At 61.1% G+C, this 15,172-nt stretch carries 8 protein-coding genes; 1 reads left to right on the forward strand and 7 read right to left on the reverse strand.

Translation table 11 applies throughout. The features are described 5' to 3' along the window. Positions 1-90 precede the first annotated feature (90 nt). The 4 genes from tuf to rpsL form a co-directional block, all read right to left on the reverse strand. Positions 91-1,266, reverse strand: a complete 1,176-nt coding sequence (tuf, locus tag EUU22_RS06170; RefSeq protein ID WP_129331163.1) for an elongation factor Tu — start codon at positions 1,264-1,266, stop codon at positions 91-93. A 73-nt stretch (positions 1,267-1,339) separates the two neighbouring features. Next, a complete protein-coding gene (gene fusA / locus EUU22_RS06175; RefSeq protein WP_129331164.1) occupies positions 1,340-3,439 on the reverse strand; it encodes an elongation factor G in 2,100 nt (699 codons plus the stop codon). 34 nt (positions 3,440-3,473) lie between these two features. Next, complete coding sequence (gene rpsG, locus EUU22_RS06180; RefSeq protein ID WP_129331165.1) at positions 3,474-3,944, reverse strand: 30S ribosomal protein S7; 471 nt, start codon at positions 3,942-3,944, stop codon at positions 3,474-3,476. A gap of 78 nt (positions 3,945-4,022) precedes the next feature. After that, positions 4,023-4,394: a 30S ribosomal protein S12 gene (rpsL, locus tag EUU22_RS06185; protein ID WP_003507760.1), complete on the reverse strand. Its 372-nt coding sequence runs from the start codon at positions 4,392-4,394 to the stop codon at positions 4,023-4,025. A 502-nt stretch (positions 4,395-4,896) separates the two neighbouring features. On the opposite strand from rpsL, the gene EUU22_RS06190 reads away from it, so the two are divergent. Further along, entirely contained in the window at positions 4,897-5,190 is a 294-nt protein-coding gene (locus tag EUU22_RS06190; protein ID WP_129331166.1) for a transcriptional regulator, read from the forward strand. A 71-nt stretch (positions 5,191-5,261) separates the two neighbouring features. Here the strand turns inward: EUU22_RS06190 and EUU22_RS06195 are convergent, their stop codons facing one another. The 3 genes from EUU22_RS06195 to rpoB all read right to left on the reverse strand — a co-directional run bounded on the left by EUU22_RS06195 (position 5,262) and on the right by rpoB (position 15,016). After that, on the reverse strand, positions 5,262-6,314 hold the full coding sequence (locus EUU22_RS06195; protein WP_129331167.1) for a cytochrome-c peroxidase: 1,053 nt from the start codon (positions 6,312-6,314) through the stop codon (positions 5,262-5,264). Positions 6,315-6,468: 154 nt separating this feature from the next. Further along, positions 6,469-10,683, reverse strand: coding sequence for a DNA-directed RNA polymerase subunit beta' (gene rpoC, locus EUU22_RS06200; protein ID WP_129331168.1), 4,215 nt, complete (start codon positions 10,681-10,683; stop codon positions 6,469-6,471). A 196-nt stretch (positions 10,684-10,879) separates the two neighbouring features. Beyond that, positions 10,880-15,016, reverse strand: a complete 4,137-nt coding sequence (gene rpoB, locus EUU22_RS06205; protein ID WP_129331169.1) for a DNA-directed RNA polymerase subunit beta — start codon at positions 15,014-15,016, stop codon at positions 10,880-10,882. Between the last annotated feature and the right edge of the window lie 156 nt (positions 15,017-15,172).

The raw sequence follows: 15,172 nt of genomic DNA on the forward strand, positions 1-15,172 counted from the left end.
GCGACGATGCCGGCGCCGCGTGCAAATCGCGCTTGCGCGCCATTTGCACCACTTCAATGCGTCGGCAGCTTTCGGCCTCTCGCTCGATTATTATTCAATAATCGAAGCGACGATGCCGGCGCCGACGGTGCGGCCGCCTTCGCGGATCGCGAAGCGCAGCTTTTCTTCCATCGCGATCGGAACGATCAGCTCGACGTCAACGGTCACGTTGTCGCCCGGCATGACCATTTCCGTGCCTTCCGGAAGCGTCACGATGCCCGTCACGTCCGTCGTGCGGAAGTAGAACTGCGGACGGTAGTTCGTGAAGAACGGCGTATGACGGCCGCCTTCTTCCTTCGTCAGGATGTAGGCTTCGGCCTTGAACTTCTTGTGCGGCTTCACAGAACCCGGCTTGCAGAGGATCTGGCCACGCTCGACGCCGTTGCGGTCCACACCGCGAAGCAGCGCGCCGATGTTGTCGCCGGCCTGGCCCTGGTCCAGAAGCTTGCGGAACATTTCAACGCCCGTGCAGGTCGACTTGATGGTCGGACGGATGCCGACGATCTCGACTTCTTCGCCGACCTTGATGATGCCACGCTCGACGCGGCCGGTCACAACCGTACCACGGCCCGAGATCGAGAACACGTCTTCGATCGGCATCAGGAACGGCTGGTCGATCGGACGTTCCGGCGTCGGGATGTAGGCGTCGACCGCTTCCATCAGAGCGCGGATGGCGTTCTCGCCGATTTCCTTGTTGGAATCTTCCAGAGCAGCAAGAGCCGAGCCCTTGATGACCGGGATTTCGTCGCCCGGGAAGTCGTAGGACGACAGGAGTTCGCGAACTTCGAGCTCGACGAGTTCGAGAAGCTCGGCGTCGTCGACCTGGTCGACCTTGTTCAGGAACACGACGATCGCCGGAACGCCGACCTGGCGGGCGAGCAGGATGTGTTCGCGCGTCTGCGGCATCGGGCCGTCAGCAGCCGAGCAAACCAGGATCGCGCCGTCCATCTGGGCAGCACCGGTGATCATGTTCTTGACGTAGTCGGCGTGGCCGGGGCAGTCGACGTGCGCGTAGTGGCGGTTCGCCGTCTCGTATTCGACGTGTGCCGTCGAGATCGTGATACCACGGGCCTTCTCTTCCGGTGCCGCGTCGATCTGGTCATAGGCCTTGAACTCACCAAAGTACTTGGTGATCGCCGCCGTCAGAGACGTCTTGCCATGGTCAACGTGGCCAATCGTGCCGATATTGACGTGCGGCTTCGTGCGCTCAAACTTACTCTTTGCCATTTTCGGCTCTCCATTCTTTCATCTCCCACGAGGGGAGAAATTCGTTAAATGTTCAGGTTTTGGGGTATTCCGGTCACTTCTGACCGGAATACTTGGCCTGGATTTCCTGGGCGACGTTACTCGGTACCGGGGCGTAGTGGTCGAACACCATCGAGTACTGCGCGCGGCCCTGCGACATGGAGCGCAGGCTGTCGACGTACTTGAACATGTTCGCCAGCGGAACGTGAGCGTTGATGACGATCGCGATTCCTCGCTGCTCCTGGCCCTGGATCTGGCCACGGCGGGAGTTGAGGTCGCCGATAACGTCACCGACGTAGTCCTCGGGGGTGACGACCTCGACCTTCATCATCGGCTCGAGGAGCTGTGCACCGGCCTTGCGAGCAGCTTCACGGAAGCAGGCACGCGAGGCGATTTCGAAGGCCAGAACCGAGGAGTCGACGTCGTGGAAGGCACCGTCGATGAGGGTCGCCTTCACGCCCAGCATCGGGAAGCCTGCCAGCGGACCGGAAGACAGAACGCTTTCGATACCCTTCTGAACGCCCGGGATGTACTCCTTCGGAACGGAACCACCGACGATCTTCGACTCGAACTTGAAGTCTTCGCCTTCCGGGTTCGGTTCGAAGATGATCTTGACGCGCGCGAACTGGCCGGTACCACCGGTCTGCTTCTTGTGCGTGTAGTCTTCTTCACAGGTCTTCGTGATGGTTTCACGATAGGCAACCTGCGGAGCACCGACGTTGGCTTCGACCTTGAACTCGCGACGCATGCGGTCGACGATGATGTCGAGGTGAAGTTCGCCCATGCCGGCGATGATGGTCTGGCCGGATTCCTGGTCGGTCTTGACGCGGAAGGACGGGTCTTCGGCGGCGAGGCGGTTGAGCGCGAGGCCCATCTTTTCCTGGTCGCCCTTCGACTTCGGCTCGATCGCGATCTGGATAACCGGTTCCGGGAATTCCATGCGCTCGAGAATGACCGGCTTCAGCGGATCGCAGAGCGTGTCGCCCGTGGTGGTTTCCTTGAGGCCGGCAAGAGCAACGATGTCGCCTGCGAAGGCTTCTTCGATGTCTTCACGCGAGTTGGAGTGCATCTGCAGCATGCGGCCGACGCGCTCGCGCTTGTCCTTGACCGTGTTGAGAACGGAAGAGCCCTTTTCGAGCTTGCCCGAATAGATGCGGCAGAAGGTCAGCGAGCCGACGAAGGGGTCGTTCATGATCTTGAACGCCAGCATCGAGAGCGGCTCGGTATCGTCGGGGTGACGTTCGATTTCCGCTTCGGTCTTGACGTCGATACCCTTGATCGCCGGAATGTCGATCGGCGACGGCAGGAATTCGACGACGGCGTCGAGCAGCGGCTGAACACCCTTGTTCTTGAAGGCAGAGCCGCAGAACATCGGGAAGAACTTGACTTCGATCGTACCCTTGCGGATCAGCGCGCGGATCGTGTCGTTGTCGGGCATGTTGCCTTCGAGGTAGGCTTCCATGGCGGCTTCATCGAGTTCGACGACCGTTTCGATCATCTTCTCGCGCCATTCTTCAGCCTTGTCCTTCAGGTCGGCCGGGATTTCGACGACGTCCCACTGGGCGCCGAGCGATTCGTCGCGCCAGACGAGAGCGTTCATCTCGATCAGGTCGACAACGCCCTTGAAGTCGTTTTCTGCGCCGATCGGCAACTGGCAGACGACGGCGGTCGCGCCGAGACGGGTCTTGATCATCTCGACGGAGCGATAGAAGTCCGCGCCGATCTTGTCCATCTTGTTGCAGAAGATCATGCGCGGAACGTTGTACTTGTCCGCCTGACGCCACACGGTTTCCGTCTGCGGCTCAACGCCGGCGTTGGCGTCGAGAAGCGCTACGGCGCCGTCGAGAACGCGCAGCGAGCGCTCAACTTCGATGGTGAAGTCGACGTGGCCGGGCGTGTCGATGATGTTGAAGCGGCGCATCTTGCCGTCGCGACCCTTCCAGAAGGTCGTGGTCGCGGCAGACGTGATGGTGATGCCGCGTTCCTGCTCCTGCTCCATCCAGTCCATGGTCGCAGCGCCGTCATGGACTTCGCCGATCTTGTGCGACTTGCCGGTGTAGTAGAGGATGCGTTCGGTCGTCGTGGTCTTACCGGCGTCGATATGAGCCATGATACCGAAGTTGCGGTAGTCTTCGATTTTATATTCGCGAGCCATGATGGACTGCCTTTCAAATATCGATCGGTTCTGATTACCAGCGGTAATGCGAGAACGCGCGGTTTGCGTCAGCCATCTTGTGCGTATCTTCACGCTTCTTGACCGCGCTGCCACGGTTGTTGGCAGCATCCATGAGTTCGCCGCAGAGGCGATCGACCATGGTGGTCTCGTTGCGCTTGCGTGCAGCAGCGATCAGCCAGCGAATGGCAAGAGCCTGACGGCGCTCCGGGCGAACATCGACCGGGACCTGGTAGGTCGCACCGCCGACGCGGCGGGAGCGGACTTCGACATGCGGCGCGACGTTGTCGAGCGCCTGATGGAAGACGGCCAGCGGCTCCTGCTTCAACTTGCCCTGAACGGCGTCGAAGGCACCGTAGACGATGCTTTCAGCAACCGACTTCTTGCCGTGAAGCATGATGGCATTCATGAACTTCGTGACGACGAGATCACCGAACTTCGGATCCGGGTTGATCTCACGCTTTTCTGCACTATGGCGACGGGACATACTTCTTGTCTCTCAACTGTTAAGGCGCCTTATCACGCGGAGAACCTCGCGCAGCGCCGAATTCCAATAAAAACCGAATTACTTCGGACGCTTCGCACCGTACTTCGAACGGCGCTGCTTGCGGTTCTTGACACCCTGGGTATCGAGAACGCCGCGGATGATGTGGTAACGAACACCCGGAAGGTCCTTCACGCGGCCGCCACGGATCATGACGACGGAGTGTTCCTGAAGGTTGTGACCTTCGCCCGGAATGTAGCCGATCACTTCGAAGCCGTTGGTCAAACGGATCTTGGCAACCTTACGAAGTGCCGAGTTCGGCTTCTTCGGGGTCGTGGTATAAACGCGGGTGCAAACGCCGCGCTTCTGCGGGTTTTCCTGCAGGGCAGGAACCTTGTTACGCTTTACCTGCGCCTGACGGGGCTTGCGGATAAGCTGGTTTACGGTAGGCATACAACCATCCCTTATAGATCTTGTCTCTCAAGCCCTTCCGGGCCGTTGCTTTTGCCGTTTCCGGCGACGGACGCACCCTATCCTCATGCGCAAAATGTGGCCCTACCCGCTCATCGCGGATGGACCACAACGATCAGAGGACGCATCCAACGACGCGTCATGTATGCAGCATTTGTATCTTCAAGTGCGTTTTAGACCCTGTTTGAGATGAACTCCGGAACATGGCGTTCCGAAAAGCCTAACCTCACATGGGTTCCGATGTCGGGCGTACTACTGTTTTCACCTGCTGACGTCAAGTCACAATCGCAAATTATCGGGTCGGCAGGCCGCCGTTCCGGCCGTTTGACGGCGCGGACCAACGATATATAGCACCCCCTTGGAGATTCTGCATGGGCCTCGCTATGAAAATCGGCTAGAAACGGCAAACATCCTCCAACCACCCTTCGCACGGGCTCTTCCGCTCCCGCGCGTTTCGATTCCCGACTCAGGAAAGAAGACCGAGATGGCCCACAATCCGGACAACGACAACAATTTCGACACGCCGATGGTCTTCATCATCATCGCCAAGGGCTATGAAGAGGAAGGCGGCGAAGGCGTCGACCTTCACATCCTCTTGCGCGCGCCTGACGACGACTCCGCCGTTCGCGAGGCTCTGAACGCACTCTCCGAGGAAGGCTTCGTGGAGGCCGACCTCGACCAGATCGGCATGATCAACGGCGCGCCGGATGAAGAGCCGCACGCCTCTGCCTATCAGGGTGCGCTCGAAGGCGAGATCGCCATCATCCGCTTCAACTGAGGGCCGCGTCCCGAGCACAAAACCAGGGGCCGCCGGCACATGCCGGCGGCCTTTCTCGTCTGTCGAGGTACCTATTTCTTGACGATCTTCCCGTTCGGCCGCGGCGTCGCATCGGTCTCGGGCGGAAGGACCGGCACGTTCACCTCCGGCATTCTGCCGGTCAGGGAGTCGAGGAAGGCGACGATGAGGGTCACCTCCCCTTCGCTCAACTCCTGACCGAGCTGCGCCGTGCCCATGATCGCCACCGCCTGCTTCAGGTCCCACACCTTTCCCGAGTGAAAGTACGGCGCCGTCAGCGCGACATTGCGGAGAGGAGCTGCGCGGAAGACGTAGGAGTCGTCCGCCGTGTTGGTGATCGAAAAACGCCCCCTGTCGTTCTGCGGCAGCACGTCAGCGCCGGGTTTTTCGACGACGCCGAACGGGAAATAGCCCTGCCCGCCCACATTGATGCCCGTGTGACAGGAGGAACAGCCCTTGTCCATGAAGAGCGCGAGCCCCTGCTTCTCGTCCGGCGTCAACGCCTCTTCGTCGCCGTTCAACCACGCGTCGAAGGGTGCCGGCGTAATGAGCGTCGCCTCGAAGGCCTCGATGGCCTTGGCGAAGTTGTCGAAGGTCACCGGATCGGCGTCATCCGGAAAGGCCGCCTTGAACCACTCGCCGTAGTCCGGCATGGATTTCAGCGTCGCGACGACGTTCTCCGGTGTGTTCGCCATCTCGACGCCTGCCTGCACCGGACCTTTGGCCTGCGCCTTCAGATCCTCCGCCCGTCCGTCCCAGAACTGGGCGACATTGAACACCGCGTTCAGTGCCGTCGGCGCGTTGCGCGGCCCCTTCTGCCAACCATGGCCGATCGACGTCTCCAGATTGTCGTCCCCGCCGGTCGCCAGGTTATGACAGGAATTGCAGGAGAAGACGCCGGAGGCGGATACGCGTGGATCGAAGAACAGTGCCTTGCCGAGCGCGATCTTGGCCGGCGTGATCGGGTTGTGCGCCACCGCCGGTGTCGTCGACGGCAGGGGCTTGAACACCTCAAGCGCCCTCGAACGAATGTCGGGGACGGCGTCGGCGGCCAATGTGGAAGTCGCAACCAGAAGGGCCGAGACGGTAGTCGAAAGCTTCTTCATGGGGAGTCTCCATTCGGTTTCGAACACCCCATAGTTTAGACTTATTCTAATAATGCACCTTGAGATAGATCAAGGTCGGTACGCGCGACCCGTAGATGCAAAAGACCGCCCGGATTGCTCCGGGCGGTCTTTCTTGTCCGAAGTGGCGCGGCGATTATTCGCCGGCCGGAAGGTTCTCGCCGGCGGCGAGGTCCTGCAGCATCGGGGTTGCCACATCCGCACCGGTACCCTTCTTGCGCTCCTCGAGGATGAGGTCGTCGCGCGAGGTGGCGATGCGGCGGATCTGCGTCATGGTTCCGCCGGTACCGGCCGGGATCAGACGACCGACGATGACGTTTTCCTTGAGGCCCTGCAGCGTGTCGGTCTTGCCGGCAATCGCAGCTTCCGTGAGAACCTTGGTGGTTTCCTGGAAGGATGCGGCCGAGATGAACGACGGCGTCTGCAGCGAGGCCTTGGTGATGCCGAGGAGGACGGGCTCGCCGTAAGCCGGCTTCTTGCCTTCCTCGATCAGGCGCTCGTTGGCGTCTTCCAGCTCGATGCGGTCGACATTGTCGCCGACGATGTACTGGCTGTCGCCCGAGTCCGTGATCTCGACCTTCTGCAGCATCTGGCGAACGATCACCTCGATGTGCTTGTCGTTGATCACAACGCCCTGCAGACGGTAGACTTCCTGGATCTCGTTGACCAGGTACGAGGCCAGAGCCTCGACGCCCTTGATCGCCAGGATGTCGTGCGGAGCCGGGTTACCGTCGAGGATGTAGTCACCCTTTTCGATATAGTCGCCGTCCTGAAGATGGAAGGGCTTGCCCTTCGGGATCAGGTACTCGACCGGCTCGACACCGTCTTCCGCCGGCTCGATGATGACGCGACGCTTGTTCTTGTAGTCGCGACCGAGACGGATCGTGCCATCGATCTCCGCGATGATGGCGTGGTCCTTCGGACGACGGGCTTCGAACAGTTCGGCAACGCGCGGCAGACCACCGGTGATGTCCTTGGTCTTGGCGCTTTCGAGCGGCGAACGGGCAAGAACGTCACCCTGGGAGACCTTCTGTCCGGGCTCGACCGACAGGATCGCGTCGACCGACAGCTGGAAGCGGGCTTCGCCGCCACGCGACAGCTTGGCCACGTTGCCGGCGGCGTCCTTGATGACGATCGCAGGCTTCAAGTCCGCACCGCGCGGGGTCGAACGCCAGTCGATGACCTGACGCTTGGTGATACCGGTCGACTCGTCGGTCGCTTCCAGAACGGAGATGCCGTCCACGACGTCCTCGAAGTGCACGATACCCTCGACTTCCGTCATCATCGGGCGGGTGTACGCATCCCACTCGGCGAGACGCTGGCCGCGGCGAACCTTGTCGCCATCGTCCACGAAGACCTTCGAACCGTAGGCGACGCGCTGCGAGGAGCGCTCGACGCCACGTTCATCGAGGATCGTGATCGCCAGGTTGCGGCCCATGGCAATGAGATTGCCTTCGGAGTTGCGCAACATGTTGCGGTTCTTGATCGCGATCGTACCTTCATACGACGCTTCGAGGAACGACTGGTCGACCACGTTCGCGGTGCCGCCAAGGTGGAAGGTACGCATGGTGAGCTGCGTGCCCGGCTCGCCGATCGACTGCGCGGCGATGACACCGACGGCTTCGCCCATGTTGACCGGCGTACCGCGCGCAAGGTCGCGGCCGTAGCAGACGGAGCAGACGCCCGTCTGGACTTCGCAGGTCAGAGCCGAGCGAATGCGGATCGACTGGATGCCTGCCTTTTCGATCTCGACGACATCGGCTTCCATGATCATCTTGCCGGCATCGACGATGCGCTCACCCGTGACCGGATGATCGATATCATCGAGTGCGGTACGACCCAGAACGCGGGCGCCGATGGAGGCCACGACCTGGCCGGCGTCGACGATCGCCGTCATGGTCAGGCCCTTGTCGGTGCCGCAATCGACCATGTTGACGATGCAGTCCTGCGCCACGTCGACGAGACGACGGGTCAGGTAACCGGAGTTCGCGGTCTTCAGAGCGGTGTCTGCGAGACCCTTACGGGCACCGTGCGTCGAGTTAAAGTACTCGTTCACGGTCAGGCCTTCCTTGAAGTTCGAGATGATCGGCGTCTCGATGATTTCGCCCGACGGCTTGGCCATGAGGCCGCGCATGCCGCCCAGCTGGCGCATCTGGTTCGGAGAACCACGAGCACCCGAGTGGCTCATCATGTAGATCGAGTTCATCGGCTTCTGGCGACCGGTCTCGGGGTCGAATTCGACGGCCTTGATGCGGGCCATCATTTCTTCCGCGACCTTTTCGGTGGCCTTGCCCCAGGCGTCGACGACCTTGTTGTACTTCTCGCCCTGGGTGATCAGGCCGTCGTTGTACTGCTGCTCGTATTCCTTGACCAGGGCTTCGGTGTCACCGACGATCTTCGCCTTGGTGTCCGGGATGACCATGTCATCCTTGCCGAAGGAAATGCCCGCCTTGCAGGCATGGGTGAAGCCCAGCTGCATGATGCGGTCGCAGAAGATGACCGTGTCCTTCTGGCCGCAATGGCGGTAGACCGTGTCGATCATCTTGGAGATGTTCTTCTTGGTCATTTCCTGGTTGCAGATGTCGAACGGCACGTTGACGTTCTTCGGCAGAAGTTCGCCGATGATCATGCGACCGGGCGTGGTTTCGTAGATCTTCGAAACCGGCTTGCCTTCGGCATCGACGGTCTTGAAGCGGCCGCGGATCTTCGCGTGCAGCGTGACGACCTTGTTTTCCAGAGCGTGGTGCAGTTCGCCCATGTCGGAGAAGGCCATGCCTTCGCCCGGCTCGTTCTGGTTCAGGATCGACAGGTAATAGAGGCCGAGAACCATGTCCTGCGAGGGAACGATGATCGGGGCGCCGTTCGCCGGATGCAGGATGTTGTTCGTCGACATCATCAGCACGCGGGCTTCGAGCTGGGCTTCGAGCGACAGCGGCACGTGAACGGCCATCTGGTCACCGTCGAAGTCGGCGTTGAAGGCCGTGCAGACGAGCGGGTGCAGCTGGATCGCCTTGCCTTCGACCAGGATCGGTTCGAAGGCCTGGATGCCCAGGCGGTGCAGCGTCGGCGCGCGGTTCAGGAGAACCGGATGCTCGCGGATGACCTCGTCGAGGATATCCCAGACTTCCGGCTTTTCCTTTTCGACCAGCTTCTTGGCTTGCTTGACGGTCGAGGAGTAACCCTTGGCGTCGAGGCGGGCGTAGATGAACGGCTTGAAGAGCTCGAGCGCCATCTTCTTCGGCAGGCCGCACTGGTGCAGCTTGAGTTCCGGACCGGTCACGATGACCGAACGGCCGGAATAGTCGACGCGCTTGCCGAGCAGGTTCTGGCGGAAGCGGCCCTGCTTGCCCTTGAGCATGTCGGACAGCGACTTCAGCGGACGCTTGTTGGCGCCGGTGATGACGCGGCCGCGGCGACCGTTGTCGAACAGCGCATCCACAGATTCCTGCAGCATGCGCTTTTCGTTGCGGATGATGATGCCCGGCGCGCGCAGCTCGATGAGGCGCTTCAGACGGTTGTTACGGTTGATGACGCGACGATAGAGATCGTTGAGGTCGGACGTCGCGAAACGGCCGCCATCGAGCGGAACCAGCGGGCGCAGGTCCGGCGGGATGACCGGAACGACCTTCATGATCATCCATTCCGGGCGGTTGCCGGACTCGATGAAGTTCTCGACGATCTTCAGCCGCTTCATCAGCTTCTTCTGCTTCAGATCCGAGGTGGTGTCGGCGAGTTCCGAACGCAGGTCGCCGGCGATCTTGTCGAGGTTCATCGAGGCGAGCATCTCGTAGATGGCCTCTGCACCGATCATCGCCGTGAACTGGTCTTCACCATACTCGTCCACCGCCAGCATGTACTCTTCTTCGGAGAGAAGCTGGTGTTCCTTGAGCGCGGTCAGGCCGGGCTCGGTGACGATGTAGTTTTCGAAGTAGAGGACGCGTTCGACATCCTTCAGCGTCATGTCGAGCAGCGTCGAGATGCGCGAGGGAAGCGACTTCAGGAACCAGATGTGGGCAACCGGCGCAGCAAGCTCGATGTGGCCCATGCGCTCGCGGCGAACGCGCGACAGCGTGACTTCGACGCCGCACTTTTCGCAGATGATGCCCTTGTACTTCATGCGCTTGTACTTGCCGCACAGGCACTCGTAGTCCTTGATCGGTCCGAAGATGCGCGCGCAGAACAGGCCGTCACGTTCCGGCTTGAACGTGCGGTAGTTGATCGTTTCCGGCTTCTTGATCTCGCCGTAGGACCAGGAAAGGATCTTCTCAGGCGACGCGATCGAGATGCGGATCGAATCGAAGTGCTGGGCCGGCACCTGCGGGTTGAAAAGGTTCATGACCTCTTGGTTCATGCCTGTCTCCTTGATGGGGCAAAGAGCCCTCAATTGGGTCACGGTGGCGGCGAAATCCCGGGTTGCCGCTCCGGACCCCTAAATGACAATAACCGCGAAATGCGGCGAAACTCCCCTGCCCCGGCCAGATCCGGAACGGCTGTCCCGGGAGGGGATGGCGTGCGCGGCCTTCGCCACGCACGCCCTTGTCAACCTGTTACTCGGCGGCGTCCGGAAGCTGGCTCCCGTCCTCGGTGCCGACCTTCGAGTTCTCGAGCTCGACGGAGAGACCGAGCGAGCGCATTTCCTTGACGAGAACGTTGAAGCTCTCGGGAATGCCCGCTTCGAAGGTGTCGTCTCCGCGCACGATCGCTTCGTAGACCTTGGTACGGCCCGCGACGTCGTCCGACTTGACGGTGAGCATTTCCTGCAGGGTGTATGCAGCACCGTAGGCTTCGAGCGCCCAGACTTCCATTTCCCCGAAGCGCTGACCGCCGAACTGCGCCTTGCCGCCCAGCGGCTGCTGGGTGACGAGCGAGTACGGACCGATCGAGCGAGCGTGGATCTTGTCGTCGACCAGGTGGTTCAGCTTGATCATGTACATGTAGCCGACGGTGACCCTGCGGTCGAAGGCTTCACCGGTACGACCGTCGTACAGGACCGACTGACCCGACGGGTCGAGACCCGCGCGCTTCAGCATCGAGGCGACATCGCTTTCATGCGCACCGTCGAAGACCGGGGTCGCGATGGAGACACCGCGCTTGGCTTCTTCGGCGAGCTTGACCAGCGACGCATCGTCGAAGTTCTTCACTTCGTCGTGGGCTTCGGACGCGTAGATGTCCGTCAGTTCCTTCCTGAGGTCGGTGATGTCGAGGTGCTTGCGATAGTCCTCGAGCATCTGGCCGATCTTCCTGCCCATGCCGGCGCAAGCCCAGGCAAGGTGCGTTTCGAGGATCTGGCCGACGTTCATGCGCGAAGGCACGCCGAGCGGGTTCAGGACGATGTCGACATGCGTGCCGTCTTCGAGGAACGGCATGTCCTCGACCGGAACGATGCGCGAGACGACACCCTTGTTGCCGTGACGGCCGGCCATCTTGTCGCCCGGCTGGATCTTGCGCTTCACAGCGACGAAGACCTTGACCATCTTCATCACGCCCGGAGGCATTTCATCGCCGCGCTGGACCTTCTCGACCTTGTCCATGAAGCGCTGTTCGAGGCGCGACTTGGATTCGTCGTACTGGGCACGGAGCGCTTCGATTTCGCCCTGGACCTTCTCGTTCTCGACGGCAAACATCCACCACTGCGAACGCGGGTATTCCGAGACGACGGCGTTGGAGAGCTCGACGCCCTTCTTGAAGCCCTTCGGACCGGCGATCGACGCCTGGCCGCGCAGCATGTCGAGCAGACGACCGTAGACGTTGCGGTCGAGGATCGCCTGTTCGTCGTCGCGGTCCTTCGCGAGACGCTCGATTTCCTCGCGCTCGATCGCCATCGCGCGTTCGTCCTTCTCCACGCCGTGGCGGTTGAAGACGCGAACTTCGACGACAGTGCCGAACGTGCCCGGAGGCATGCGCATGGAGGTGTCGCGGACGTCGGACGCCTTCTCGCCGAAGATGGCGCGCAGAAGCTTTTCTTCCGGCGTCATCGGGCTTTCGCCCTTCGGCGTGATCTTGCCGACCAGGATGTCACCCGGCTGAACCTCCGCACCGATGTAGACGATACCGGCTTCATCGAGGTTGCGCAGCGCTTCTTCCGAAACGTTCGGAATATCGCGGGTGATTTCTTCCGGACCCAGCTTGGTGTCGCGGGCCATGACCTCGAACTCCTCGATGTGGATCGAGGTGAAGACGTCTTCGCTCACGATGCGCTCGGACATGAGGATCGAGTCCTCATAGTTGTAGCCGTTCCAGGGCATGAACGCGACGAGCGCATTGCGGCCGAGCGCCAGGTCGCCGAGATCGGTCGACGGACCGTCCGCAATGATGTCACCCTTGTTGAGCACGTCACCGACGGTGACCAGCGGACGCTGGTTGACGCAGGTGTTCTGGTTCGAACGCTGGAACTTCATCAGGCGATAGATGTCGACGCCCGACTTCGACGGATCGAGGTCTTCCGTGGCGCGGATAACGATACGGGTCGCATCGACCTGGTCGACCACGCCGCCGCGGCGAGCCGCGATCGCAGCACCGGAGTCACGAGCGACGATCGGTTCCATGCCGGTGCCGACGAACGGCGCTTCCGCACGCAGGAGCGGCACGGCCTGACGCTGCATGTTCGAGCCCATGAGAGCGCGGTTGGCGTCGTCGTTTTCCAGGAACGGGATGAGCGCGGCCGCGACCGAAACGAGCTGCTTCGGCGAGACGTCCATCAGGTTGATGGTGTCGCGCGGGGCAAGCATGACTTCGCCGGCATGACGGCAGACGACGAATTCTTCGACGAACGCGCCATCGGCGGTCATCTCGGAGTTCGCCTGGGCGACGTAGTACTTCGCCTCTTCCATGGCCGACAGGTATACGACCTCGTTGGTCACCTTGCCGTCGACGATCTTGCGGTACGGGCTCTCGATGAAGCCGTACTTGTTGACGCGGGCGAAGGTGGCGAGCGAGTTGATCAGACCGATGTTCGGGCCTTCCGGCGTTTCGATCGGGCAGATACGGCCGTAGTGCGTCGGATGAACGTCGCGGACTTCGAAGCCGGCGCGCTCACGGGTCAGACCACCCGGGCCGAGAGCCGAAAGACGGCGCTTGTGGGTGATTTCCGAGAGCGGGTTCACCTGGTCCATGAACTGCGACAGCTGCGAGGAGCCGAAGAATTCGCGAACCGCGGCGGCGGCCGGCTTGGCGTTGATGAGATCCTGCGGCATGACCGTGTCGATCTCGATCGAGGACATGCGTTCCTTGATCGCGCGCTCCATGCGGAGCAGGCCGAGACGGTACTGGTTCTCCATCAGTTCGCCGACGGAGCGAACACGACGGTTGCCGAGGTTGTCGATGTCGTCGATCTCGCCCTTGCCGTCACGCAGTTCGACCAGCATCTTGACGACGGCCAGGATGTCGTCCTTGCGCAGGACGCGCACGGTGTCCGGGCAGTCGAGGTCGAGACGCATATTCATCTTGACGCGGCCGACAGCCGACAGGTCGTAGCGCTCGGCGTCGAAGAACAGCGACTGGAACATCGCTTCGGCCGATTCCATGGTCGGCGGTTCGCCCGGACGCATGACGCGGTAGATGTCGAACAGCGCGTCCTGGCGGTTCTCGTTCTTGTCGGCGGAAAGTGTGTTGCGGATGTAGGCGCCGACGTTGATGTGGTCGATGCCAAGAACCGGGATCTCGTCGAAACCGGAATCCAGGATCACCTGCAGCGACTTCTCGTCGATCTCGTCACCGGCTTCGAGATAGATCTCGCCGGTCGCCATGTTGACCATGTCTTCGGCGAGGTAGTTGCCGTAGAGATCGTCATCGGTGGCCTTGAGGGCCTTCAGGCCCTTGTCCTGCAACTGCCGCAGCAGGCGCGGGGTGAGCTTCTTGCCACCCTCGACGACCACTTCGCCGGTGTCGGCGTCGATCATGTCTGAGATGGCCTTGGCACCCTTCAGCGCTTCCGGGCTGAAGGGAACGCGCCAGCCGTCGGCGTCACGCTGGTAGACGGACTTCGAGTAGAACGTCGACAGGATCTCTTCGCCGTCCATGCCGAGCGCCATCAAGAGCGACGTCACGGGGATCTTGCGGCGGCGGTCGATACGCGCGTGAACGATGTCCTTCGCGTCGAACTCGATGTCGAGCCAGGAACCGCGATACGGGATCACGCGAGCGGCGAACAGCAGCTTGCCGGAGGAATGGCTCTTGCCCTTGTCGTGATCGAAGAACACGCCCGGAGAACGGTGCATCTGGGAAACGATGACGCGCTCGGTACCGTTGACGATGAAGGTACCGTTATTGGTCATGAGCGGCATGTCGCCCATGTAGACGGACTGTTCCTTGATGTCCTTGATCGAGCGGGCGCCGGTATCCTCGTCGATATCGAACACGATGAGACGCAGCGTCACCTTGAGCGGCGCAGCATAGGTCAGGTCACGCTGGCGGCATTCGTCGACGTCGAACTTCGGCGGTTCGAATTCGTAGGACACGAATTCGAGCATCGAAGCGCCCGAGAAGTCGGTGATCGGGAAGACGGACTTGAAAACGGCTTGAAGCCCCTCGTCGGGACGCCCCCCTTGGGGTTCGTCGACCATGAGGAACTGGTCATAGGAAGCCTTCTGAACCTCGATGAGGTTCGGCATTTCCGCGACTTCTGGAATTTTTCCAAAAAACTTGCGTACGCGCCTGCGACCATTAAAGGAAAGGGTCTGAGCCATCGTCGCTCCTTGTCAATTTGTGCATCCGGGCCTGCAACAGACGGAACCTGCTGGCCATTCAGGTCCATCAATCAATGGGAAACGTTCAATCTCGTTCCTGTCTCCGAACGGCCGGCCGGATTGCCTGGCGGGTCGGATTGGAACCATCCTCTTGAA

It is taken from the genome of Ciceribacter ferrooxidans (genome assembly GCF_004137355.1).
In the GTDB taxonomy this organism is placed as follows: Bacteria; Pseudomonadota; Alphaproteobacteria; order Rhizobiales; family Rhizobiaceae; genus Allorhizobium; species Allorhizobium ferrooxidans.

Coding starts and splice junctions, on each gene's coding strand:
- rpoB (WP_129331169.1), bottom strand. CDS start 15,016: ATGGCTCAGACCCTTTCCTTTAATGGTCGCAGGCGCGTACGCAAGTTT.
- EUU22_RS06190 (WP_129331166.1), top strand. CDS start 4,897: ATGGCCCACAATCCGGACAACGACAACAATTTCGACACGCCGATGGTC.
- tuf (WP_129331163.1), bottom strand. CDS start 1,266: ATGGCAAAGAGTAAGTTTGAGCGCACGAAGCCGCACGTCAATATCGGC.
- rpsG (WP_129331165.1), bottom strand. CDS start 3,944: ATGTCCCGTCGCCATAGTGCAGAAAAGCGTGAGATCAACCCGGATCCG.
- rpoC (WP_129331168.1), bottom strand. CDS start 10,683: ATGAACCAAGAGGTCATGAACCTTTTCAACCCGCAGGTGCCGGCCCAG.
- fusA (WP_129331164.1), bottom strand. CDS start 3,439: ATGGCTCGCGAATATAAAATCGAAGACTACCGCAACTTCGGTATCATG.
- rpsL (WP_003507760.1), bottom strand. CDS start 4,394: ATGCCTACCGTAAACCAGCTTATCCGCAAGCCCCGTCAGGCGCAGGTA.
- EUU22_RS06195 (WP_129331167.1), bottom strand. CDS start 6,314: ATGAAGAAGCTTTCGACTACCGTCTCGGCCCTTCTGGTTGCGACTTCC.